We start from the raw sequence: 25,140 nt of genomic DNA, 5'->3' as shown, positions 1-25,140 counted from the left end.
TTAGTGTAGGCCACCAACGTATTTAGATAAGGTATCAATATCTTCATCGTTCAATTTCTTCGCGATATCACGCATCATGGCGTTCATATCGTTATTACGTGACCCATCACGGAATTTTTCCAGTTGAGCTTTTACGTAATCAGCATGCTGACCCGAAATTTTAGGGAATCCAGACAATTCTGTACCGTTACCACGGGGACCGTGACACGCCGTACATGCTGTAATTCCACGTTCTGCATCACCAGCAAAGTAAAGAACCTTACCTGCTGCGACAACATTTTCTGGCGTTGTATTTCCAGAAATCGGTAGAGAAGAGTAATAAGCAGACAAATCCGCCATATCTTGCTCTGAAAGTGGCATAGCCATGCCACCCATGACAGGATCGTAACGACCTTGCTTACCACCGCTGGTCATTCCAAGCTTAAGTTCTTTTAACTGCTTCTCAAGATACTTAGCATGTTGACCCGCTATTTTAGGGTAATTAGTGATTAGACTGTTGCCGTCAGCACCATGGCAGGCAACACATGTTTGTGATTTTGCTTTACCAGCTTCAATACTACCTTGAGCCCATACTGAGCAGCTGGCTAAAAGACTCAAAATTAGCGCTAATTTCTTCATGACATTCCATTATAATTATCAAGCTTCCAGTACCACTCTATGTTCTCATGGTACAATAGGCGACCTTATGCCGAGCACGGTTATTTTACACAATTTCACAAAAAAGTAATCAATCGACTACACAAAGTCGAGATGGAGTTAACAGTGAGCGTAAAAATTCATTATCAAAACACGCATTTCATTACCAGTGCACCTGATATTCGTCATTTACCAGAAGACGAAGGGATCGAAATTGCGTTTGCAGGACGCTCCAATGCTGGTAAATCTAGTGCATTAAATCGCCTAACCAACCAACGTGGTTTAGCAAAAACAAGTAAAACACCAGGTCGCACGCAATTAATTAACTTATTTAAAGTGCGTGAAGATTGTCATATTGTCGATCTACCTGGGTACGGTTTTGCTCAAGTTCCTGTTGAACTGAAGAAAAAATGGCAGAAATCACTGGGTGAATACCTACAAAAACGTGAGTCTTTAAAAGGACTTGTCGTATTAATGGATATTCGTCACCCAATGAAAGACCTTGATCAGCAGATGATTTACTGGGCTGTAGATAGCCATATTCCAGTTCAGGTATTGCTAACGAAAGCGGATAAACTAAAAAGTGGCGCACGTAATGCGCAGCTGTTGAAGATTCGTAAAGATTCAGCAGGCTTTGGTGGGGATGTTTCTGTCGATGTATTCTCATCACTCAAAGGACTTGGTGTTGATCAACTGCGTAACAAGCTGGACACATGGTTTGCGCCGGCACTTGTTGATTTAGTCGAAAACGACGACATCGATGAGTAAATTGTAGTATTTGATTGAACGATTAAGAGCCCTGCCAAATTTGGTGGGGCTTTTTCTATTCGGGGATTTTTTCCAAGCCTATATTTTCTTTCAGGCATAAAAATCCCCACCATCCTGGTGGGGCAATGGGAGAGAAATAGTAGTAGTTATTATGCTGACTAGGATTCCTTAGCTTGGCTAAAATATCAATACCTTATCACTTCACTTTTCACCGCCTCCCACATGAACATGAGATCAAAAAAACGCTAACCAGTTGTTTTAAAAAATCAAAAACAATAAGAACCCTTCAACACTGGCTTCTTAATTTTAGCTGGAAAATATTATTCATGTGATCGGTATAAAATTACATTCCACTCATTGAGTAACACGGTCATGAGTTTTAATAATAAAGGTGTATGCGGCAATACTGAGCTCAGAAAGTAGCTGGAAAGTTAAGAGGAGGAGTTTCATATAGAGCGGTAACTGTAGGTGATATAACGGAAAAAGTTTTCTTTGCCCCATAAAAAACGCCCCAGTCAAATACTGACTGGGGCGGCTGAATCAGCCTAATCCAATAACGTGAAACAAAAGGTCTGAAAGATAGAACATCTTACCTCTGTACCCTACAAGAGATAATGTACAACAATTGGTCAGAAATGAAAACTTTTTTTGTAATTTATTTTCACCAAAATATTACTAAAAAACAGACAATCCCAATTTTTCAATTCTTTTTTTTTAATCAAAAAAAGCCAGCGTTTGTGCGCTGGCTCATGATTTATGACTCAATATGGTTAAAAAGTAACTAGTGCGCTTGGTCCCAGTTGTCACCGTGACCAGATTCAGCCACTAACGGAACATCCAGATTAGCCGCCGCCTCCATCAATTGTTGTACTTTACTTTCAATTTCGCCTAAAGCAGACTCTTGAACTTCAAATACCAGTTCATCGTGTACTTGCATCAACAACTTCACTCGACCATCGCCTTCCGCTTGGATCCATTCGTCTACCAATAACATCGCTTTCTTAATGATGTCTGCCGCTGTTCCTTGCATTGGGGCATTAATCGCCGCACGTTCTGCTGCTTTACGACGCATTCCATTACGTGATTTGATTTCTGGTAAATGCAACTGGCGACCAAATAAGGTTTCAACAAAACCCTGTTCAGATGCTTTTGAGCGCGTATCTTCCATGTATTGCATCACGCTTGGGTAACGTTCGAAATACATGTCCATATAATGTTGAGCTTCGCCTCTTGGAATACCAAGCTGTTTTGCTAAACCAAATGCACTCATTCCGTAGATAAGACCGAAGTTCACCGCCTTTGCTCGACGACGTTGCTCTGTCGTCACTTCATCGATGCTAACACCGATAATTTCAGCCGCGGTTGCAGCATGAATATCTTTGCCCTGTTGGAACGCTTCTAATAAGGCCTTATCCCCTGATAAGTGCGCCATAATACGCAGCTCAATTTGAGAATAATCGACCGCTAAGATTTTCCAACCGTGAGGTGCAACGAATGCCTGACGAATTCGACGACCTTCTTCGTTACGAATAGGAATATTCTGTAAGTTTGGATCGGTTGAAGATAAACGACCTGTCGCCGTTACGGCTTGGTGATACGAGGTATGCACGCGCCCAGTTTCGCCGTTGATCATCTTCGGAAGTTTATCGGTATACGTTGATTTCAGCTTAGCTAGACCACGATATTCTAGGATAAGCTTTGGCAATGGGTAATCTAACGCAAGCTCTTGTAATACTTCTTCGTTAGTCGATGGTGCGCCAGATGGTGTTTTCTTCACGACTGGCAGTCCCATTTTTTCAAATAGGATCGCTTGAAGCTGTTTTGGAGAGCTTAGGTTGAACTCTTGTTCCGCAACTTCATACGCTTTTTGTTCGAGTTCATCTAAACGAGCCGCGATCTCTTGCGATTGAGCCCCTAACAGCATGTCATCAATGAAAACGCCCGTACGTTCAATGCGTGACATCACTGGCACTAATGGCATTTCGATATCTTCATAAACGGATTTCAGCTTTTCATCCGCTTCAATGTGTTTCATCAAACGATTGTGCAAACGTAGAGTCACATCCGCATCTTCTGCTGCATATGGTGACGCTTGCTCAAGATCGATCTGATTAAATGTCAGCTGCTTTTTGCCTTTACCTGCGATCTGCTCAAATGAAATACAGCTATGTTGCAAGAATCGAAGCGCTAAGCTATCCATATCATGCTTGCCACCGACACTGTTATACACGTAAGACGCTAACATGGTGTCGTGTTTGATGCCTTTCATATCGATACCGTAACGCGCAAGAACACTGGCATCGTATTTCAGATTCTGCCCAACCTTCGCTTGTGCATCATCTTCTAAAATAGGTTTTAACTGTGCTAATACCCAATCACGATCTAGTTGCTGTGGCGCATCAAGATAATCATGAGCCACCGGAACATAAGCGGCTACACCTTCTTCTGTCGCAAATGATAGGCCGACTAGATTCGCTACCATGTAGTCTAGGCTGTCTGTTTCAGTATCAAACGCAAACAGCTCAGACGCTTGCAATTTTTCTAACCACAATTTGAAGGTTTCTTCATCAAGAATGGTTTCGTACTGACTGCGGTCAATAGTCACCGCTGAATTGTCGATTACTGATGCAGAACTTGAAGCGCTTGTGCTACTGCGCATCGCACCGGACTTTTCATCCGCCTCAACAACGCCTGTGCCACCTTCAAGTAATTCATTCAGCCAAGACTTAAAGACCATTTGGCCGTAAAGCTTAATGAGCTCATCGGTATTTGGTTCAGCCTTAACTAAAGATTCTGGTGTCTCTTCTAGTTCAACATCTAATTTGATCGTCGCAAGCTCGTAAGACATCAAAGCATTATCTTTATTGTCGACTAACTTCTTCGCCATGGTTTTAGAACCACGGAAACCTAGGGCTGCGATGTCATCAAGATTTTCATACAGCTTTTCAATACTACCAATACCTTGCAGTAGAGCGGTTGCCGTTTTATCACCAACCCCAGGAACGCCTGGAATGTTATCGACTTTATCGCCCATTAAGGCTAAGTAATCGATGATTAACTCAGGGGGAATTCCGAATTTTTCGATCACCCCTTCACGATCCATGACCACGTTTGTCATCGTATTGATAAGCGTAACGTTCTCATCTACAAGCTGCGCCATATCTTTATCGCCAGTGCTGATCAGAACAGGCATACCCGCTTTAGAGGCTTGTGACGCTAATGTACCAATAACGTCATCGGCTTCAACTCCAGAAATCGAAATTAATGGCAAGCCCATTGCTCGAATCACATTGTGCAGCGGCTCGATCTGACAACGTAGGTCATCTGGCATTGGTGGACGATTGGCTTTGTACTCTGGGTACATGTCGTCACGAAAGGTTTTCCCTTTGGCATCAAAGATGACGGCAATCCTATCCGAAGCAAACTGCCTCATCATACTGCGAAGCATATTCACAACACCGTAAATGGCATTGGTCGGAATATCACCATTACTCATGGTGCCAGGATAAGCATGAAAAGCACGGTAAAGGTACGAAGATCCATCAATGAGAATTAATGGGTTATCAGGAATGCGAGCCATAGTATTTTGTATCCAAAGAAATACGAAAAATGATCTGCTTAGGATGCCACGACTCACGATCTGAATCTATGCCAACCATTCGCTTTTACTCGCATAGATCAAGCGAAAATCGTTGTTCACAAGACACTCAAACTGTGGATAACTCTGTTTATATATTTTATCCACTGGTTATACAAGGTAATTAATTCGCACCAAACCTCAACTTAAGCCCATGAAATAAATAAACTTATATATAGATCGAACAGATTTAAATCGATCCTTTCACGATCCCTCATTGTGGAAAAGAATGTTCCCCATCCATTATTCCACTCCACCTGACACCTCTAAGCGACTGGCATAAAAAAAGCGACACCCGAAGATGTCGCCTAGCATAAAAGTGGAAAGCCAAATCATTTGTTGTTATTCAGCCTTACCAAAAGCTATAAATTACACTGGAAGCAATGTGAGCAATGTCGTGTCAAAAAAGAACTTAGTGCAAGTTCGTTAAGAATTCTTGGTTAAAGCTAAATTGGAAGCTTTTCAACATCCTTGTGAACCGTTTCTTTATTCCTTAAGACGCAGTTAATAATAATGATTCTCATTTAATAGTCAACCATTAAATGAGAAAAAATATCATTTAGATCTTAGCGTGTTAATTGCTTAACAAAATGAATGCTCGAAGCGGATAATGGCTCCTTTTTTTCGAAATGCTCAATGGCGTAGCCGTTTCTCAACAGTAAACGCAGCATCGCTGGAAACTGATTACGAGATTTTACTTTCAGATACTGATACTGCTGGCTTTCGACCCAACGCTCTTGCTCATTCAATAACGCTTGGGCTACTCCTTTATTTCTCGCAATCGGAGAAACGCCACCAAACCAACTATAGAAAGTGTCATCATCAAGCTGGTAGCCAATTTTAAATCCAAGCAACGTGCCCTCTTCTTCGGCAACAAGGATTAGCTGCTTTTTACCTTGTAAACGAAGTTGTAAAGATTCGATGGTCTCTCCTCGAACAAATTCATCAATAGATTCAACCACCGCGATGACTTCTTGCAGGTCACCCACTCTCACATCAACCGACATAAACTATCCCTCCAATAAAAAAGGGCTGGTACAAGACCAACCCTATTTACTACTGCGTTTCGTTTACCCTACTTTTCAGTATTTAGGTGCTCAGCGGCTTGTGCATTTTCTTGCGCCAACCATTCCGCTACGTCTTTCGCAAAGTACGTTAAAATGCCATCAGCACCCGCACGTTTAAAGCAAAGTAGTGACTCTAAAACCGTCTCTTGCTCTTTTAACCAGCCATTTTGAATCGCCGCTTTATGCATCGCATATTCACCAGAAACTTGGTAAGCAAACGTTGGAACTTGAAGCTCTGACTTCACTCGACGAACAATATCTAAATACGGCATGCCCGGTTTCACCATGACCATATCCGCACCTTCATTGATATCCATCGCCACTTCATGAATCGCTTCATCACTATTTGCTGGATCCATCTGGTAGTTTTTCTTATTACCACCCTTCAAATTAGATGATGAACCGACGGCATCACGGAACGGGCCGTAGTAACAAGAGGCGTATTTTGCCGAGTAAGCCATAATCTGAGTATGAATATGCCCAGCTTCTTCTAATGCTTCACGAATTTTACCAATACGGCCATCCATCATATCCGATGGAGCAACAACATCTGCGCCAGCTTCAGCATGAGACAGTGCCTGTTTGATCAAGACTTCTGTCGTTTCATCGTTTTGTACGTAGCCATCTTCATCAATAATGCCGTCTTGGCCATGAGTGGTGAATGGGTCTAATGCTACATCAGTAATCACGCCCATTTGCGGCACGTGTTCTTTCAATGCGCGAACCGCTCGTTGCACTAAGCCTTCTGGGCTGTATGCTTCAATAGCACATAAGCTTTTTGCATCTTGATTCACTACCGGGAATAAAGCGATCGCAGGCACGCCCAGTTTGGCTAGGTACTCTGCCTCTTCGAGCATCAGATCGATAGAAAGACGCTCAACACCAGGCATCGACTCAACCGATTCACGACGATCTTTACCCATAAGAATAAACATCGGATAAATAAGATCGCTAACTGTAAGTTGATTTTCGGCCATAAGACGGCGACTAAAATCATGTTTACGCATGCGGCGCATACGTCGCCCTGGGAATTGACCTTGAATTGAAACAGACACTCGATTCTCCTTGTCTGGATTAGTAGCTTAATCAGAGAATATCACTCTCGATCTCAGACGCTAGTGCTATTATTTAAAACCTGTAAAAAATGACGAAAAATGACCTTCTTCTCACACTGCTTTATACTCTCCCTACTAACGAAACCGACTGAGACCAAACATGATTGACTCACACGCCCACATTTACGCCACTGAATTTGATAATGATCGTGATGAGGTTGTGCAGCGCGCACTTGCTCAGGGTATCGACACAATCTTACTGCCCAATATCGACTTGGACTCTATCGAACCCATGCTAAAAACTGAAGCGGCTTACCCTGATGTATGTCGCTCTATGATGGGGCTGCATCCTTGCTATGTAGATGGTGATGTAAAACAGACTCTTGCAACGATCCACTCTTGGTTTGAAAAGCATCATTTCATTGCAGTTGGCGAGATAGGTATTGATCTCTATTGGGATAAGACCTTTAAAGCTGAACAGGAGATGGCTTTCATTACTCAATTAAATTGGGCAAAAGAGATGGATCTTCCTGTGGTGATCCATACTCGTGATTCGATTGAAGAGACGTTAACCCTACTACGTAAAGAACAAAATGGCTCTTTAAGAGGAGTATTTCACTGCTTTGGTGGGACAATTGAAGAAGCGAAAGCCATCAATGATCTCGGTTTTCATTTAGGTTTAGGCGGCGTATCAACATTTAAGAATGGTGGTATGGATAAAGTGATTCCACATTTAGATCTCAGTAAGGTGATCCTTGAAACCGACTGCCCATACCTTGCGCCTGTTCCGCATCGTGGTAAACGAAATGAGCCTGCGTACACGCAACTCATCGCCAAGCGTATTTCTGATCTACGAGACATCGAGATTGAACAGGTTGATATACTGACGACTCAGAATACAAAAACACTGTTTAACCTATAATTCCAGCTGTAAAGATAAGCTTTCAGATACAAAAAACGACTCATTCGAGTCGTTTTTTTATTTAATCTTCAACCTGCTCTTCATCAGGATCTTTACGCACGTAGAATCTCGCAAAGAACAAACCCACTTCGAACAGAATACACATAGGTATCGCTAACAGGGTTTGAGAAACCATATCTGGAGGCGTTAACATCATCCCGATAACAAAAGCGGCAACGACTATGTAAGGACGCTTTTCACTTAATGCTTTTGGATTCGTCGCCCCAGTCCAGCATAATAAAATGATGGCAACAGGCACTTCAAACGCAATACCAAACGCAAGGAACAGAGCTAGAACAAAATCGAGATAGCTTGAAATATCGGTCGCAAACTCCACCCCACCGAGTGAAATGGCCGTAAAGAAGCCAAATACCAACGGGAACACCACAAAATAAGCAAAAGCCACACCGCAGTAAAACAGCAGTGAACTAGAGAACATTAATGGCATAATCAAACGACGTTCGTGCTTATATAAGCCAGGAGCAACAAAGGCCCATACCTGATACAAAATAAAAGGCACGGCAATGAACACCGACGTCATTAAGGTTAACTTCAATGGCGTGAAAAATGGCGATGCAACATCCGTGGCAATCATCGTTGCCCCTTCAGGCAGGCGATCCACTAATGGTGCAGAGACAAATTCATAGATCTCATTGGAAAAATAAATCAGCCCAAGAAAAACAACAATCACCGCAATGATTGCGCGTAATAAACGATTACGCAGTTCTAACAAGTGGCTAATTAAAGGTTGTGTCTGCTCAGCAGAAGACATATCAAACCTCTTATATAGGGCGATCGAAAAGGAGCCGCAACGGTAGCAGCTCCAATTGGGTGAGACTATTCGGCTTTTTTATCTGACGAGCTTGGCTGCGCTTCACTATTTGTTTGCGCTTCACTATTGGTTGGAACAGACTCATTCCCCTGAGCAGTATTGTCTACCGCATCACCATCAGTGTTTTGCTTTGCATAAGGTCGAGTCACTTCTTGCGCTGCTTTCTTAAGTTCATCAACTGAAGCTTTCAGCTCTGGCGCAAGGTCTTCCATTCCCATTTGCTCAGCTTTACGCAAGTTATCTTGCAGTTCTTGAACCTTGAGCTCATGAGATAACTCATCTTTTACACTGTTCGCCATACTTTTCGCAGAACCAATAAATTTGGATACACTACGAATCGCGACAGGTAAACGCTCAGGACCAAGCACAACTAACCCCACGACAGATATCAATACCAGTTCCCAAAAACCGATATCAAACACGTATTATGCCTGCTCTTTGTCTTTTTCTTTCTTGATTTCAGCAGTGGTGTCCGTCTTCTGCCCTTCAAGATTCTTTGGTTCAAAGTCCGCATCTTTCTTTAACGCTGCAGGATCTTCATCACTCATGGCTTTTTTAAAGCCCTTTACAGCTGAACCTAAATCACCACCCATGCCGCGTAGCTTTTTAGTTCCGAATAGTAATACAACGATTACTGCGATGATTAGGAGTTGCCAAATACTGATACCGCCCATTATTTTTACCTCGGGTCTTTTCTACACAAAAAATTATATTTTCACGAGTCTACCGCTTAACGACGGTAAGCTCGCCAACTAAGCAGCCAAAATGTGACACCTGCTATGCCACAGCCCAATGTTAGCTGCTGATACGGGCTAGAGATTAAGATCGCAGAGCATACGACTAAAGTGGCTCCAACACCAAACAAAAACTTACCTGTCCCTTGTTGTCGCTTGCTATCTCGATAACCTTGATAAAGCTGATCCATTCTTTGATTCATGGATTTTCCTTGTCGTAAGCTATCATAAAGCAACTCTGGTAATTCTGGCAGCTTCTCTATCCAAAACGGTGCTCTATCTTTTACTGCATGCAGTAAAGCTTGTGGCCCGACTTGGTTCGCCATCCATTTTTCAAGAAACGGTTTTGCTGTCTCCCATAAGTCTAGCTGAGGATAAAGCTGACGCCCTAAACCTTCAACGTACAATAGTGTCTTTTGCAGCAACACCAATTGAGGTTGAACTTCCATATTAAAGCGACGAGCGGTATTGAATAGGTTCAATAGCACGTGACCAAATGAAATTTCACATAAAGGTTTAGCAAAAATCGGTTCACATACAATACGGATTGCAAATTCAAACTCATCAATATTGGTATCAGCAGGCACCCAACCAGAGTCCACATGCAGCTCAGCAACTCGGCGATAATCACGATTAAAAAAGGCTAAGAAGTTCTCTGCCAAATAACGCTTATCTTCGCTATTGAGTGTGCCAACAATGCCGCAATCTAAACCAATCCATTGTGGATTTTCTGGATGCTCTGGGTTAACAAATACATTTCCCGGATGCATATCTGCATGGAAAAAACTGTCACGAAACACTTGAGTAAAGAAGACACTCACGCCACGTTCAGCCAACAATTTCATGTTGGTGCCATTGGCTTCTAATGAGGCTATATCAGAGACTTGAATGCCATAAATTCGCTCAGAGACCATCAAGTGTTCACTGCTTAAATCAGAGATCACTTCAGGTACGTAAAGCTCTTCACTGCCTTCAAAGTTGCGTCTTAATTGAATGGCATTCGCCGCTTCTCGACGCAGATCCAATTCATCAATTAAGGTTTTTTCATACTCACGAACCACTTCTACGGGCTTTAATCGTCTTGCTTCTGGCAAGGCTTTTGCGACGATTCTAGCCATGCGATACATCAGCTTAATATCGGCATCAATCACAGGACGAATATCAGGACGAATCACTTTAAGTACAATATCTCGACCTGATTCTTTTAGCTTCGCGGTATGTACTTGAGCAATCGACGCTGAAGCAAGTGGCTCGATATCGAAATCCGTAAACCAGTTATCTAAGCTACCGCCTAAAGACGCTTCCATCTGATCTTTGGCTAATTGGCCATCAAAAGGAGAGACTTGGTCTTGAAGGAGGGCTAATTGATCTGCCAAATGAGGAGGGAACAGATCTCGTCTCGTTGACATCATCTGTCCGAACTTAATCCAGACCGGACCGAGTTCTTGCAAGGCGAGACGTAACCTTTCGCCCATGGTCTTATCTTGATGCTTACGCTTGATCCAGAACAGAGACTTACGCATCATCAGTGGTGCTTTCGTCAACTGGTGCTCTGGGAGTAACTCATCTAAACCATATTCAAGCTGTACTTTGACAATGTGGTACAGACGGCGCAATTCTGTTGGGGTCATACTTTCTCCAACAAGGCGTTCAGTTTCGATTCTAATCGAGAAACCGAACTCTTAAGTTCATCCACTTGATCGCAAAAATAGGCAATTTCTAACGGTGCCGGAGCAATTTTCCACTCTTCCGTTAAGACTTGTGCGAAATTCGATTGTTGTTTTTCTGCTTGTTGATACAAAAAGCTTCCCACATTTTTCGCGCCTTGAACGACAGTATGTGCGACCACATCTCCCGTCACACGAGACAACCACTCTTCGAGATCAGGTTTGCAATCTGTCATGAGTTGAGCAAACTTCTGCGCCAATTGAATATCACCTTCTAAGATCAGCTTATCTTGTTTAATCAGCTTGGTGATGTTGGCCTGCTCACGCAACTCCGGAAGTACGGACAAATTCAAACTAAGGTAACAGTCTGGTTTGGCTTCATAATCGGCCAACACGTCTATTTGTTGGCTAAAAACGAACGTTAAACTCTTATTGAGTTCTTTCAGATGAACCTGAATCACTTGCCCTTTTAAGCGCGATAAACGACGCACCAAGTTGGGGTCGTCATTTACAAGGGTATTAAGCGAAGTTTCAATCACTGCGGTGACAAGCGGATCAAATGGCATGACTATCCTTAAAATATAAGTCTTAACTACACAGGATTAAAATTTATAACCACGGTGTAGCGCAACAATGCCACCCGTTAGGTTGTAGTAGCTCGCATTTTCAAAACCTGCGTTTTCCATCATCCCTTTCAGCGTCTCTTGATTTGGATGCATGCGAATAGACTCCGCTAAATAACGGTAGCTATCAGCATCGTTCGCAATCAACTCTCCCATTTTAGGTAATAGGTGGAATGAGTAAGCGTCATAAATCTTAGAAAGGGGCTCAAGAACTGGTTTTGAAAACTCAAGTACCAGCAAGCGACCACCGGGCTTTAACACTCGGAACATAGATTGCAGTGCTTTGTCTTTGTCTGTCACATTACGTAAACAGAAACTGATGGTAATGCAATCAAAGTAGTTATCAGGGAAAGGTAGCTCTTCCGCATTCGCTTGTACGTAATGAACGTTACCCACAATGCCGTTATCGCGCAGTTTGTCACGACCAACGTTCAGCATTGAGTTGTTGATATCAGCAAGAATTACGTGGCCTTTTTCACCGACAATGCGTGAAAACTTAGCGGTTAAATCGCCTGTGCCGCCGCCTAAATCTAGAATACGCTGACCAGGGCGAACACCACTACAATCAATGGTGAAACGCTTCCATAAACGGTGAACACCACCCGACATAAGATCGTTCATGATGTCGTATTTTGCGGCTACAGAGTGAAATACCTCTGCTACTTTCGCGACTTTTTCTTCTTTCGCGACCGTTTCAAAACCAAAGTGAGTGGTTTCTTGTGTTTCTAAAGCTGAATTTGATTGCACACTCGTATCCGTCATGTTGTTGTCTGCCATGATAAGTTCTCTTCAGCAGTGCGTCATTTCAACAAGGGCACTGCGGGCGATTAGTGTACTTTATCCTCTGCTTAATACCAATTCCAATAATGCATCAAGCACAAGAAGGGTGACGCCAGTTATGATTCATTTGTCTCAAGAAGTGCATCGGTTTGTGCTAATTCAGCTAAGCTCGGGGAGATTGGCCTTTTGACTTCGACTCCCAGTTGCTTAAAGCTTTCCGCCTGACGAATAGCATTACCTCGCCCTGTCGCTAATTTATTCATCGCCCCTTGATAGCTTTGATTCGCTTTATCCAACGCGCCTCCTAATCCTTCCATATCATCGACAAAAAGACGTAATTTGTCGTACAACTTGCTTGCTCTGTCTGCGATAACCTGTGCATTTTGGTTCTGTCTGTCATTACGCCACAAATTGTCAATCGTTCGGAGTGCCACCAGCAGAGTGGTTGGGCTAACTAAGATAATGTTCTGCTCCATGGCGTCTTTCACCAAGCTAGGATCCGCTTGAATGGCGACTTGGAATGCAGGTTCAACCGGAATGAACATCAACACATAATCCAAGCTTTGAATGCCTTTTAATTGATGATAATCCTTCTGACTTAAGCCTTTGATATGAGCACGCAAGGCGACCAAGTGATCACTCAATGCTTGATCACGCTGAGTATCATTTTCCGCATTGAAGTAACGCTCAAAAGCGACTAATGCCATTTTTGAATCCACCACCACCTGCTTTTCTTGTGGAAGATAAACGATCACATCAGGCTGATAACGTTTTCCTGCTTCGTTTTGCAAGTTCACTTGTGTGTGGTATTCATGACCTTCTCGCAAACCAGACTCCGCAAGCACACGCGCAAGCACCACTTCTCCCCAGTTACCTTGCTGCTTGTTATCCCCTTTTAGCGCTTGAGTAAGGTTCACGGCTTCACGCGTCATGCTCTCATTCAAACGTTGTAGATTTTTTAGCTCATGCACTAAGGTATGGCGCTCTTTGGCTTCTTGACCAAAGCTGTCGTTAACTTGTTTTTTGAAGCCTTCTAACTGATCTTTCAACGGCGACAGCAGCCCCTCTAAGCTTTGCTTATTCTGCTGATCAACTTTGGCAGTCTTCGCATCGAACATCTGGCTGGCTAAGTGTTCAAACTCGGTCTTTAAACGAGCTTCTGCATTTTCTAGCAGCTGAAGTTTTTCACGATTCGATACATTTTCTTGTGCATGTCGAGCGTCTTGCTCTCGCAGTTGAGCTTCAAGCTGAGATTTAAGTTCCTTCACTTGGTTCAATTCATCCGCATACTGCTGGCGCTCTTGCTTGACGGCCTCAAAATAACGCAGCTTTTCAATGGCCGCCATCAGCTTGCCGTGGGCTTGTTTTAATTCAAAGGCGGATTTGTCTCGTTCATTGTCCAACTCATCTAACTCGGCTTGCGCTTGGTTCAGAGCATCTTGCAACGGCTGAACTTGAGACTGATATAGCTGCTTATCGGATTCAAGCTGCTGCATCAGTAATTGTATTTGAAATTGCGCTTTCTGCTTGGCCCACCAGCCGAATGTGCCACCACTGATGATCGCGCTTACAATGCCGCTAATAAGAAGAGATTGGTACTCAAGAATCCATTGCATGATAAAGATTTAGCCTATAAATGAGATGCTCATTAAATGGTATTTTGATACTGGATAAATGTCCAGTTTGTTGTGGTTTATTTAGTCTATAAACTAGCCACACTCTTCCTTTAACACCAACCACGAGAAATCATGAACGAACGTCGAGCCATTGGTTTCGGGCTTGCTGCGGTACTGCTTTGGTCAACCGTTGCAACTGCATTTAAGCTGACTTTGGCTGAATTTACGCCTATTCAAATGTTAACGGTGGCGAGCTTTGTCTCTGCGATTGCGCTCTCTATCATCTGCATCGCGCAGGGTAAATCGTCTCAAATTGCGAACACCTTCTTGGCTAACCCTTGGTACTACTTACTGCTTGGGCTTATTAACCCTTTGGCTTACTACCTAATCTTATTTAAAGCTTATGACTTATTGCCCGCCTCTCAAGCCCAGCCTTTAAATTACAGTTGGGCGATCACCCTCACCCTCATGGCCGCCGTATTTTTAGGCCAGAAGATTCGTAAGCAAGATTGGGCCGCCTGTGTTTTTGGTTATGCTGGCGTTGTCGTGATTGCGACGAAAGGCGATATTTTAGGCTTAGAGTTTGATAGCCCACTAGGGGTTGGGTTGGCGCTACTCTCTACCTTGTTATGGGCGGGATATTGGATCTTAAATGCGAAGAATAAAGCCGATCCCGTTATTGGTGTGCTGCTCGGCTTTTTAGTCGCGCTACCGTTTGCTGTCGGCTTGAGTATTTATGAAGGTGCAACATGGAGTTTGATCAGCACTAAGGGTTGGTTATCTGTCACTTATGTCGGGCTATTTGAAATGGGCATCACCTTCGTTTTATGGCTAACGGCCTTAAAACTGACCGAAAACACCGCGCGTATCAGTAATCTCATATTCGCGTCACCGTTTATCTCCCTCATGCTATTGGCTTATATCATTGGTGAAGAGATCCACCCTTCGACGATGATTGGTTTATTGTTGATTGTGACGGGCTTGGTCATACAACAACTGAAGTTCAAATCAATAGCTGAAAAAGATAAGTAACGCACCACCACATACCTTGCCCACCGATCATAAAAACCGACATCAATAGATATATTGATGTCGGTTTTTTCCATTCAATCAAAGACAATAGAGCCGAACCTATTACACAGCTGAAATGCGCCTAACTTACGCGCTTAATGAAGGCAAGGAGCTACAACTAGCTAAAGAGCTCAAATGCTAACTCGCTGCCCTTCCCTCTCACTTCATCAATGACGGCTACGGTCGCAGGAGCGATAGATAACGCTTTCGCTGCTGGATGGGTTGTCAAAAAATGGACTTTATTTTTTTCACTTGGCAGGGAATCCCAACGCTTATGAATATCTCGTGCTAAGTACAATAAGCAGGCTAATTTTTTAGAGACTTCCGCTTTTCCGGGCTGGTTAACATTGGCAATGGCATCCGCCATTTCTGGAGGGAATTTCCATGCATTCGCCAGTTTGGCACCTAATTCGGGGGCATCGGTAGAGAGGACATCACGCTGAACTTGTAAGGGGTTTTCACCTTCATCAACGCGCTTCGTGATTTCAACCGCTTGCTCTGGCACCAGTGAGTGGATCATTAATTCACCGATATTGTGTAGCACTCCCGTTGTGAAGGCCTCATTGGGATCCAACCCAACCTTGGGGGCAAGTTTGCTGGCAATCATCGATATTTCAAACGTATTCGACCAATAATCTTTTACATTTAAGGTCTCTATTTTTGGAAAAGCACTGGATAAAATGGATGATGAGACCAACGTCCGAACGGCCCCACTGCCCACTCGAATAATGGCATCATTGATGGTTGCAACGGATTTACTACCACCAAAATGAGCGGAGTTTGCCATGCGTAGCAAGCGAGCGCTGAGCACTTGCTCCATCGACATTTTTTTAGACAGCTCACCAAAATCTACGTTCTCTTGGTTCACCATCTCCAAAAGTTCTTGCAGCACGCTTTCAATACGAGGCAGTTCGTTAATGCGGCTAATTAAAGCGTCTTGTCTCATAAAGCTCACTCCTTTGGCTCATTATCATCCTTTAATATAGGATAGATTTGGCGATTAGGAGGGAGGTTATTGTGTTTAAAGTTAATTATATATGTTTGATCAAATTCAATCGAATCTGCTCAACTAGCTACTTATACACTTACGCCCACTGGCCTGCGACAAAACCGCTCGACCAGCACCATTGGAAGTTGTACCCACCAAGCCAACCTGTTACGTCCATCACTTCGCCGATGAAGAACAAGCCTTTATGATTTTTACATTCCATTGTCTTCGATGATAAATAGTCAGTATCCACGCCACCGAGTGTCACTTCTGCCGTTCTATACCCTTCCGTTCCATTCGGAGCGATCTGCCAATTTTCTAGGTGATCGGTAATCGCTTGCAACTCTTTGGCATTAAACTGCTTAAGAGGCTTATCCGTTAGTTCTTTACGCTCAATCAATACTTCCACAAGACGCTTTGGTAACACTCGCGCTAAGGTATTTTTTAGGCTTTGATTAGGGTGCTTCTCACGTGCATTGGCTAGCAGTTCACTGACATCAGATTCTGGTACAAGGTTAATCGTCACCTTTTGGCCTGCGCGCCAGAACGATGAAATTTGTAACACGGCCGGACCAGATAAACCACGGTGAGTAAACAGAAGTGCTTCTTTAAATAACGTACCATCTTCTGCGGTGATCTCCGCTGGAATCGCAATCCCAGATAGCTCAGCAAAATCTTCTTTATCTTGCTTGTGCAAAGTAAAAGGAACTAAACCTGCGGTGGTTGGAATGATAGGTAAACCAAACTGTTCAGCAATTTTATAACCGAACGGAGTTGCGCCTAGCTTCGGCATCGATAGGCCACCAGTCGCTACCACAAGAGACTCACACTCAATGGTTTCATCATTAACTTGCAGCAGGTAACCGCTCTCTTTTTTCTCAATCATATGCACATCACAACGGTAACGCTGCTCAACGTTCGGAAGTTTGCACTCTTCGAGCAGCATGGTGACGATCTCTTTTGCTGAGTCTAAGCAGAATAACTGCCCATGATCTCGTTCTTCAAACTCAATGCCGTGCTTGCAGATCATCGAAATAAAATCCCAGTGAGAATACTGAGACAGTGCCGATTTAACAAAGTGTCGGTTCTGGCATAAGTAATGATGAGCAGTAACGTCATAGTTGGTGAAATTACAACGACCGCCGCCCGAGATCAGTATTTTACGTCCCGGTTTTTTGGCATTATCGACCACAAGAACACGTCGACCACGTTTCCCTGCTTCTGCGGCACACATTAAACCCGCCGCTCCAGCACCAATAATCACGACATCAAATTTTTCGCTCATTTCACTTACACCATTTTCATATTTCACAATATGAATTTTCACCAATAAAAAAGGATGTGCTGAGTGCACATCCTTGCTGAATTCGTCGCTAGTTTAACCAGTTCAGGCTCTCACCTCAAGGCGCAGAGTCGATCTCACGATTTAACGTGATATTGATAATAATCATCGCCCGCTTACGCTCAAGGCAAACAGAGGAAAGCCATTGTTTCTCGTCTACTTTACACCATAAATGCGGCGAGCAGTGTCACACCCAATAACGACATGGATAAAATAAACAGTGAACGAACACGGTCGCACTTACCTGTAAAAACAGGATCGTGATGATGGTGATACTCTTTACTTTTCAGGTAATGAAATAGACGAACTTGCTTGGTGACATTGCCGTGAGTGGTAAAGAAACCACCGCCGTCAACTTGCTGATAAAGTAATGGGTGAGCTTCACGCATGATATAAATCAATGCTCGTAAAGCGGTTAAATAGCGCGCACCATTCACCATGGTTACAACCATAAGTGCGAATAGGATGGTATCTCCATTGATCATCTTTTCCTCCCTACATCTTCTACGATGCCCTGAGAAAAAGATAATCAAATCATATCTTTTTTGCTGTGATGTTACGCAGCAGGGGTATCCATAATAGAAGATGAACCTTCTTTTGCCATCATCGCTAGGTCTTTGTCGATAAAGAATAATGCTTTACCATCTTCACCAACCAACTCTAGCTTATCCAAAATCCCTTTAAATAACTTCTCTTCTTCGTGCTGTTCAGACACATACCACTGTAAGAAGTTAAACGTTGAGTAGTCTTGGTTAGTAAACGCTTCATGAGCAAGCTTATTGATTTGTGTCGTAATCATCTGCTCATGTTGATACGTTTCACGGAACACGTCACCTAGGCTCTCAAATTCATGCTGTGGAGCTTCAATTGCACCTAAAATTGGCATTGAACCTGTTTCACTTACATAAGTAAAAAGGCGTTGCATGTGTTCCATTTCTTCGACTGCGTGAGCTCGTAAAAATTCGGCTGCACCTTCGAAACCTTTGTCTTCACACCAAGCACTCATTTGTAAGTATAGATTGGATGAGAAAAATTCTAGATTAATTTGCTCATTCAATTTCTCAACCATATTTGCAGATAGCATGTCTCTCTCCTAATTACGCTTCTTTTTATTAATTTAAATATAACATGATTTAACGACTAACACCTGATGCAGTCTGTAGAGATATGAGATCACAGCAACAAAAAAAAACCACACGCGGTGCTAATCTTTAAGGAGTCAACAATAAGGAGATTGTAATATGAGTTATCAACATATTTTAGTAGCGGTTGATCTGTCTGAAGACAGTAAACTTTTGATTGATAAGGCAGTAGCACTTGCGAAACCTTTAGAAGCCACCGTTTCATTCATTCATATTGATGTGAATTATGCCGAACTTTATACCGGGTTAATTGATATCAACTTAGCTGAAACTCAACACCAAGCAATGGAGGCATCACAGAAACAACTTCAAAGCTTTGCGGACTATGCTCAATACCCAATTAAACATACATTAGTGGGCAGCGGCGATTTGAGTAATGAGCTGTGTGATTCGATCAATGAGTATCATGTTGATCTCGTAGTATGCGGTCATCATCAGGACTTTTGGAGTAAATTACTCTCTTCAACTCGCCAGTTAATCAACGATTCTCCTGTTGATATGTTGGTTGTACCTCTTAAAGAGGAGCAAGACTGAACTCGTAAACTTAGGTAGACTGCTGCCATCTATTGATGGAACGAATTGATTATGAATTATCTAGCAGCAGTGACCCTTTTATGGGCATTCTCATTTAGCCTGATTGGCGTTTATCTTGCCGGTCAGGTCGACTCTTGGTTTTCGGTGTTAATGCGTGTTGCATTGGCAAGCCTTGTGTTTCTACCTTTCTTAAAATTTCGCAATATTCCGAAAGCGCTGATCGCTAAGCTAATGACTATTGGCGGCATTCAATTAGGTTTGATGTACTGTTTTTACTATCAATCTTTCTTGTTGTTATCAGTGCCTGAAGTGCTTCTATTTACGGTTTTCACCCCTATTTACGTCACCCTTTTTTATGATTTTCTTAAAGGGCGGTTTTCACCTTGGTATCTCATCACCGCGCTTGTTGCTGTCGCTGGTGCCGTAACCATTAAATTCGCAGGAGTGAACGACCACTTCTTAATGGGCTTTTTAGTGGTTCAAGGCGCCAACCTCTGCTTTGCGATTGGCCAAGTGGGCTATAAATATGTCATGGAACAAGAAGAGATAGATCTTCCTCAGCACACCGTGTTTGGATACTTCTATCTTGGAGCGCTGTGCGTGGCGACAATAGCCTTTGCGTTAATGGGTAACCTAGACAAACTGCCAACCACATCATTACAGTGGGGAATATTAATCTACTTAGGGTTAATCGCTTCAGGGTTAGGTTACTTTGTGTGGAACAAAGGGGCATGCATGGTGAATGCGGGTGCTCTTGCCGTCATGAACAATGCACTGGTTCCTGCTGGGTTGGTGGTCAATATTCTGATTTGGAATAGAGATGTCGATGTAGTTCGATTATCGATTGGTGGAGGCATTATTTTGCTGTCTCTTTGGGTTAATGAGAAATGGGTAAAACCTAAAGTTGAGCGCCAATATAAAAAATTACATTCGCAAGAGTAGAGCTCTTGCTGTTGGTGGGATGAACGAGTCCTACATTCCCGTCACTTTGGTTTGAGTAAGTATGTTTGGAAATCCAAATTAAAGTAAACCCAACTTGAGCCACTTAAAACGCAAAATGCCCGAGATGTCAGTCTCGGGCATTTTTATTTATTGGCTGAACTCAGCATCAATGCAATTGCGATGGCGCAGGAGCATGAATGTTCGACACATGAAACAATTGATTCGTCTTGGCAAACTCTAGCTCTAATTCTTGCTGTTTCTTTAAAAGCTTTTGCTGCTTTTTGAGTACTTTTTTCATCTCTTTGTAGTACTCCTTCTGTTTCTTAAGCTCTTTCTTCAATGCTTTTAATTGTGCTTCACTTTCTGGCAATGCCTTATCTTTTAAACTTTCAGAGGATTCACGAGGAAGCTCAGTAGCGAGTTCAAACTGCTCCGTACTCCTTGACTCAACACTGAGTTGAATCGATTCAGGGTTACACAGCATCGCTTGAGAAGCGCAAGTTCGAGCGCAAGAACGGCAAACATATTGAGGCGAAGAGGCTGATGTTAAAATACCCTCAAGTTCGCCACGAATTTCCTGACGGGTGAGTTGGCACATCCGCTTAGTCATACTTTACCTTAGCGAGAATAATAATGATTCTTACTTAGATATACCTTCAATCATACCAATTAACAAGTCTTAAATTAGGCTCTTGTCAATTTGCGCATCATCACGAACAGATAGAGAGCGTAAGTTTCATTAAACCATCGATGCTTTCACATAAACATCAAAACGATTTTTCTTCGTTTCAATGGCCATCGTCGGCTTTTTTTCATCCAACCAATCAGCATAATCAGGTCTTTTCACCACAACACGTTTACTGGCCAATGCAAGGGCTGGCGTTAACAAGCTATCCGCATCAAGATCAGCACCCACTAATGATTGGAAAACACGCATCTCTTTTTTGACTAGGGCTGACTTTTTCTTATTTTCAGGATGTGGGTACATAGGGTCTAAATAGACCACATCCGGTTGTTCAAAATCATCATCGGCCGCTAATTTATCTAACGCGTCATGGCTGGAGGCGTGGATCAGAGTCATTCTGTCGCCAACCCATGTTCCTATTTCGGGATCTTGCTTAGCGCGCTCTAAACCATCATCGAGCAAAGCCGCAACCACAGGATGGCGCTCAACCATCTGAACCTTACAACCAAGCGAAGCGAGAACAAAAGCATCTCTTCCAAGCCCTGCGGTTCCATCTAGAACCGTTGGGGTTGCGCCTTTATTTAAGCCTGCCGCTTTGGCTATTGACTGTCCTTTGCCACCACCAAATTTACGTCTGTGCCCCACCGCACCGCCAATCAGGTCGACAAAAATCGCACCTAATTTGGGCTCATCCAATTTTCGTAATTCAAGGCGCTCTTGTGTCAGCACTAAAGCAAAAATGCTCTGCTCATCATGAGTTAATTGCCAGCGTTGTGCCAAGGTTTGAAGTCGTGAGGATTGGGTTGGATCTTCGCAAATCAGTTGTAGCTGCAAAGTTAGGCTCCGCATGAAGTTATAGTATTAAAAAGAGTTCGCAAGTGTACCGCCATCACACGGCCTTTTCTAGGCTCAACTCACTGACTAATTCAGCGAGCGGTTTAGGTCGACCAATGACATACCCTTGGGCAAAATCGACATCTATTTCCAGAAGTTTATCGATAATTTTCGTATTTTCGACAAACTCTGCCACCGTATGTTTGCCCATCTGCTTGGCTAAATCATTGATCGCTCTTACCATGACATAATCGGTTTCATTAACGTCCATATCCCGAACGAACAGACCATCAATTTTCACGATATCCACTGGTAATTTTTTTAAATAACCAAACGATGATAAACCTGACCCAAAGTCATCTAAAGCAATGAGGCAACCCAAGGATTTCAAGCGAGTAAAGAACTCTATCGCTTGATTCATGTTACTCATGGCTGCGGTTTCAGTGATCTCTAAACAAATCTTGTCACACGGTACTGAACTTGCCGATAAGGTATGCAAAAGAAAATCAATGAACTCTTGGTTACCCATCGAGTGACCCGATAGATTAATCGAACAGATCCCTAAGTCCGCCACTGCTTCTGGGTGCGCTTCTAACCAATTCAAGGTTTTAGTCACAACCTGTTTATCAATCAAGTGCGCAATGTTGTAACGCTCCGAAGCCGGTATAAAAATCCCAGGAGAAATATAGTCTCCTTGATGATTTTTCATTCTCACCAAGATCTCGAAGTGCATCTTCTGATTATCGTAAAGATTTAAACCTAAAATTCGCTGACCAAAGAGTTCTAGGCGATCATGAGCCAGTGCATTATGAACTAAATTCACGCACTCCATCTCTAACTGCCTACGGCGAATATCTTCATCGTCTTGGTGGTACAAACTAAAGCGGTTACGCCCTTCTTCTTTTGCAGCATGGCAAGCTGTATCTGCTTGAGCATGAACCATTTGCGAAGAGGTAACAGTATGATCAATAAGTCGAACGCCAATTGAGCAGGTTAAATTCAGTTTAATCTCTTCCCAAGTAAACACTTGATCACCCAAGGTTGAAATAATGTTTCGCGCCACTTTAATCGCATCAAATTCCGTACAGTCTTTGAGAAGAACGGCAAATTCATCCCCGCCCATACGCGACAAGATCGAGTTATATGGCAGAACTTCTTCCAACACTTTGGCACAGAATTTAATCGCAGCATCACCTGCATCATGCCCTGCCGTGTCATTAATCACTTTGAGTTGATCAAGGTCGAGGAACAGCATCGCATGCGTTCTCATATGGTTTTCAACTTCAAGAAGCGCTTTCTTCAACTCAATATCAAAATGGTTTCGGTTGTAAGTATTGGTGAGCAAATCGTATTGAGCTTGATACTCCAATTTTTCTGACAGCGCATAAGTTTCACTAATATCCTCACCGACAATCAGTAATTCACCAGAATCATGCAGTGGTCTAATATTTTCACGCACCCATATAGTATGCCCATCAGCATGACGATATTGAATTTCACGTCGCCACACGCCTTCCATCGCTTGCTTAGGCTGAAGCAATACATGCCTTGGAATAATGGCATTCTCATCATTATAAAAAACACGTAAGCGTTGACCGAGTAACTTCCCTTGCGGGTAGCCAAGCAACTTCTCCGTAAATTGATTTACTTGTTGGATTCGGTTGTTGCTATCAAGCGTCACCATCATCACGGGCTGTAACTCGTAATAAGTCCGCAAGTTCATTTCACGCTGATGGAGTTTATCTTCTGTCAACTTGCGAGACGTAATATCCCTCGCCTCTAGCAAAACATTCGCATCCGTCTGGTCATCAGAAAGCATAGGTTTCAGCGACAACTCTAAAATAATCAGACCTTTGTTTTGCGACCACACATCCGCTTCAAAAGAGACGATACTTTTCTGACCTTGGACAAACAGCGCTTCGAGCTTTTCAGCCGTCATATTTTGCCAATGTTTATATAGCCAGAATGGTTTATCCAGTTTAATGCCTTGATGGAAAAACAGCCCCTGAAGTTTGCTATTGCTTGAAATGAGTCGCCCATGACGATCAAGCATGCCGATATACTGGAAGCTTTGATCAAATACGGACTCTAATAAGAGTTGACTCTTACGCGCGGCGACTTCACTATTTTTGATTCGTCGGAGGTAATAGACGAGGAATATGATCACTATAGACATCACGATAAACACAACACCGAACGTCTGTAGCGCTTCTTGATTTCGACTAAAAAAAGTTTCAGGCTTATTCAACAGTGCAGAATGTTCCACGTCATCAGCCATTAATTCCCAACGAACGAGTGCTTCATAATCCAACTTAATTTCAGGGGAAGCAGAGGTCACAGCTGGCAAAGGTTGGTTTAGGTTACCAAGAACCTTAAGTAGTAAATCACCCGTAGCTTTCCCTTGGATTAAGCCACTTTGCATGATCCCCCCAACCGCTCCATAACCTAACCCAAGATCATGAATAACAAACAAAGGGGCAGAAGCGACTTGGTTTAATTTTTTCCATTGCTGATTGTCACTTACCCAACCATTAATATCGCGATAGTAAACCCAAAAGAGAATGCTATTTTTTCGATCAAACGACGCTGTTCTAGCGAGAAGCTCTTCATAGGTATCTGGAACATAATGTTCAATTTTTTTCTTATAGATTGGGTTTTGTTCTATGAATTCATCAACTTGCGATCGAATTTCATGTCCGGTGACTGAATGATCAGATATAACCGTGATCTTCTCTGCATCAGGCATCAAGTCTTGAATCATCAAGATATTGCCCATCAAATTAATATCTTCCGTCACACCCGTCGCGTTCAGGCTAGCGTGCATCTCTGGACGATAATTATTGATTCCACCAAAAATAACGGGGGTGTTTTTTAATTCAGAACTTAAACGCTGCATTAAATTAAGCGCGTTATTATCACTCACGACAATCGCTTGAAATTCTTCATTTTGAAATTTGGTTTTATAGAGTTGATAAAGTTGTTCTAAATATTCAGCACTTTGGAAACGCTTCGTGTCTAAATAAACCACTCGGTAAGGGATGTTTCTTGTGTCGAGTCGAGATTGAAGCCCAGACTGAAAGGCATCAGTCCAAAAAAAGCCTTGATGGTAGGAGTGGATGATTAGTACATCTTTACTTTGTGCAGAAGCAAAAAAACTACAGAATGCGACGAAAATAAAAAAGATGGCACGCACTAATGTTATCCCAATAAAGTTATATTTGTTAAT

23 protein-coding genes and 1 pseudogene are annotated in these 25,140 nt (G+C 42.8%); 5 read left to right on the top strand and 19 right to left on the bottom strand.

Translation table 11 applies throughout. The annotated features are described in order from the left end of the window. Complete coding sequence (locus tag OCV39_RS00390; RefSeq protein WP_017052121.1) at positions 1-618, bottom strand: c-type cytochrome; 618 nt, start codon at positions 616-618, stop codon at positions 1-3. Positions 619-750: 132 nt separating this feature from the next. Here OCV39_RS00390 and yihA point away from each other — a divergent pair, with 132 nt between their 5' ends. Further along, on the top strand, positions 751-1,404 hold the full coding sequence (gene yihA / locus OCV39_RS00385) for a ribosome biogenesis GTP-binding protein YihA/YsxC (protein ID WP_084654905.1): 654 nt from the start codon (positions 751-753) through the stop codon (positions 1,402-1,404). A gap of 540 nt (positions 1,405-1,944) precedes the next feature. Here the strand turns inward: yihA and OCV39_RS21245 are convergent. The 4 genes from OCV39_RS21245 to hemB all read right to left on the bottom strand — a co-directional run bounded on the left by OCV39_RS21245 (position 1,945) and on the right by hemB (position 7,163). After that, positions 1,945-1,992, bottom strand: a complete 48-nt coding sequence (locus OCV39_RS21245; RefSeq protein ID WP_438356636.1) for a hypothetical protein — start codon at positions 1,990-1,992, stop codon at positions 1,945-1,947. Positions 1,993-2,185: 193 nt separating this feature from the next. Continuing rightward, entirely contained in the window at positions 2,186-4,984 is a 2,799-nt protein-coding gene (gene polA / locus OCV39_RS00380; RefSeq protein ID WP_136994080.1) for a DNA polymerase I, read from the bottom strand. Between the two features lie 623 nt (positions 4,985-5,607). Continuing rightward, the gene (locus tag OCV39_RS00375; protein ID WP_017052117.1) at positions 5,608-6,048 is read right to left on the bottom strand and encodes a GNAT family N-acetyltransferase; all 441 of its coding nucleotides are present in this window, start codon (positions 6,046-6,048) and stop codon (positions 5,608-5,610) included. 68 nt (positions 6,049-6,116) lie between these two features. After that, positions 6,117-7,163 carry a porphobilinogen synthase gene (hemB, locus tag OCV39_RS00370; RefSeq protein WP_113796156.1) on the bottom strand — a complete coding sequence of 349 codons (1,047 nt, stop codon included), beginning with the start codon at positions 7,161-7,163 and terminating at the stop codon, positions 6,117-6,119. 160 nt (positions 7,164-7,323) lie between these two features. Here hemB and OCV39_RS00365 point away from each other — a divergent pair, with 160 nt between their 5' ends. Then, entirely contained in the window at positions 7,324-8,085 is a 762-nt protein-coding gene (locus tag OCV39_RS00365) for a TatD family hydrolase (protein ID WP_261888698.1), read from the top strand. A gap of 61 nt (positions 8,086-8,146) precedes the next feature. Here OCV39_RS00365 and tatC read toward each other — a convergent pair whose 3' ends face one another. The 7 genes and pseudogenes from tatC to rmuC all read right to left on the bottom strand — a co-directional run bounded on the left by tatC (position 8,147) and on the right by rmuC (position 14,376). Then, on the bottom strand, positions 8,147-8,896 hold the full coding sequence (gene tatC / locus OCV39_RS00360) for a twin-arginine translocase subunit TatC (protein WP_017052114.1): 750 nt from the start codon (positions 8,894-8,896) through the stop codon (positions 8,147-8,149). Between the two features lie 181 nt (positions 8,897-9,077). Further along, a pseudogene (gene tatB, locus OCV39_RS00355) lies at positions 9,078-9,378 on the bottom strand (Sec-independent protein translocase protein TatB); the annotation flags it as partial. 3 nt (positions 9,379-9,381) lie between these two features. Then, on the bottom strand, positions 9,382-9,630 hold the full coding sequence (gene tatA / locus OCV39_RS00350) for a Sec-independent protein translocase subunit TatA (RefSeq protein WP_017052112.1): 249 nt from the start codon (positions 9,628-9,630) through the stop codon (positions 9,382-9,384). 56 nt (positions 9,631-9,686) lie between these two features. Continuing rightward, entirely contained in the window at positions 9,687-11,321 is a 1,635-nt protein-coding gene (gene ubiB / locus OCV39_RS00345) for a ubiquinone biosynthesis regulatory protein kinase UbiB (RefSeq protein WP_261888697.1), read from the bottom strand. After that, entirely contained in the window at positions 11,318-11,923 is a 606-nt protein-coding gene (locus OCV39_RS00340; protein WP_017052110.1) for a ubiquinone biosynthesis accessory factor UbiJ, read from the bottom strand. Before OCV39_RS00340 ends, ubiB begins: the two co-directional genes overlap by 4 nt. Positions 11,924-11,959: 36 nt before the next feature. Next, the gene (ubiE, locus tag OCV39_RS00335) at positions 11,960-12,742 is read right to left on the bottom strand and encodes a bifunctional demethylmenaquinone methyltransferase/2-methoxy-6-polyprenyl-1,4-benzoquinol methylase UbiE (RefSeq protein WP_029203315.1); all 783 of its coding nucleotides are present in this window, start codon (positions 12,740-12,742) and stop codon (positions 11,960-11,962) included. Positions 12,743-12,876: 134 nt separating this feature from the next. Next, the gene (gene rmuC, locus OCV39_RS00330) at positions 12,877-14,376 is read right to left on the bottom strand and encodes a DNA recombination protein RmuC (protein ID WP_261888696.1); all 1,500 of its coding nucleotides are present in this window, start codon (positions 14,374-14,376) and stop codon (positions 12,877-12,879) included. Positions 14,377-14,508: 132 nt separating this feature from the next. On the opposite strand from rmuC, the gene OCV39_RS00325 reads away from it, so the two are divergent. After that, positions 14,509-15,408 (top strand): DMT family transporter, encoded by a 900-nt coding sequence (locus OCV39_RS00325; RefSeq protein ID WP_136994083.1) that lies wholly within the window; start codon positions 14,509-14,511, stop codon positions 15,406-15,408. A gap of 157 nt (positions 15,409-15,565) precedes the next feature. Here the strand turns inward: OCV39_RS00325 and OCV39_RS00320 are convergent, their stop codons facing one another. The 4 genes from OCV39_RS00320 to ftnA form a co-directional block, all read right to left on the bottom strand. Then, positions 15,566-16,393 carry an HDOD domain-containing protein gene (locus tag OCV39_RS00320; RefSeq protein ID WP_113796144.1) on the bottom strand — a complete coding sequence of 276 codons (828 nt, stop codon included), beginning with the start codon at positions 16,391-16,393 and terminating at the stop codon, positions 15,566-15,568. Between the two features lie 139 nt (positions 16,394-16,532). Further along, on the bottom strand, positions 16,533-17,720 hold the full coding sequence (locus tag OCV39_RS00315) for a BaiN/RdsA family NAD(P)/FAD-dependent oxidoreductase (protein ID WP_029203314.1): 1,188 nt from the start codon (positions 17,718-17,720) through the stop codon (positions 16,533-16,535). A 218-nt stretch (positions 17,721-17,938) separates the two neighbouring features. After that, on the bottom strand, positions 17,939-18,262 hold the full coding sequence (gene uspB / locus OCV39_RS00310; protein WP_017052104.1) for a universal stress protein UspB: 324 nt from the start codon (positions 18,260-18,262) through the stop codon (positions 17,939-17,941). Between the two features lie 71 nt (positions 18,263-18,333). Continuing rightward, the gene (gene ftnA / locus OCV39_RS00305) at positions 18,334-18,861 is read right to left on the bottom strand and encodes a non-heme ferritin (RefSeq protein WP_017052103.1); all 528 of its coding nucleotides are present in this window, start codon (positions 18,859-18,861) and stop codon (positions 18,334-18,336) included. A 157-nt stretch (positions 18,862-19,018) separates the two neighbouring features. Here ftnA and uspA point away from each other — a divergent pair, with 157 nt between their 5' ends. Together uspA and OCV39_RS00295 are read left to right on the top strand one after the other, a co-directional pair. Beyond that, positions 19,019-19,453 (top strand): universal stress protein UspA, encoded by a 435-nt coding sequence (gene uspA / locus OCV39_RS00300; RefSeq protein WP_017052102.1) that lies wholly within the window; start codon positions 19,019-19,021, stop codon positions 19,451-19,453. 51 nt (positions 19,454-19,504) lie between these two features. Next, the gene (locus OCV39_RS00295) at positions 19,505-20,395 is read left to right on the top strand and encodes a carboxylate/amino acid/amine transporter (RefSeq protein WP_261888695.1); all 891 of its coding nucleotides are present in this window, start codon (positions 19,505-19,507) and stop codon (positions 20,393-20,395) included. A gap of 166 nt (positions 20,396-20,561) precedes the next feature. Here OCV39_RS00295 and OCV39_RS00290 read toward each other — a convergent pair whose 3' ends face one another. The 3 genes from OCV39_RS00290 to OCV39_RS00280 form a co-directional block, all read right to left on the bottom strand. Next, positions 20,562-21,005 carry a hypothetical protein gene (locus tag OCV39_RS00290; protein ID WP_261888694.1) on the bottom strand — a complete coding sequence of 148 codons (444 nt, stop codon included), beginning with the start codon at positions 21,003-21,005 and terminating at the stop codon, positions 20,562-20,564. A gap of 129 nt (positions 21,006-21,134) precedes the next feature. Continuing rightward, positions 21,135-21,914 carry a class I SAM-dependent methyltransferase gene (locus OCV39_RS00285; protein ID WP_136994087.1) on the bottom strand — a complete coding sequence of 260 codons (780 nt, stop codon included), beginning with the start codon at positions 21,912-21,914 and terminating at the stop codon, positions 21,135-21,137. Positions 21,915-21,969: 55 nt separating this feature from the next. Beyond that, the gene (locus OCV39_RS00280) at positions 21,970-25,107 is read right to left on the bottom strand and encodes an EAL domain-containing protein (protein WP_261888693.1); all 3,138 of its coding nucleotides are present in this window, start codon (positions 25,105-25,107) and stop codon (positions 21,970-21,972) included. Positions 25,108-25,140: the final 33 nt, after the last annotated feature.

The organism is Vibrio cortegadensis, assembly GCF_024347395.1.
Classification (GTDB): Bacteria; Pseudomonadota; Gammaproteobacteria; order Enterobacterales; family Vibrionaceae; genus Vibrio; species Vibrio cortegadensis.
The sequence above is the reverse complement of the archived record's forward strand: the minus strand, read 5'-3'. Positions and strand labels throughout refer to the sequence as shown.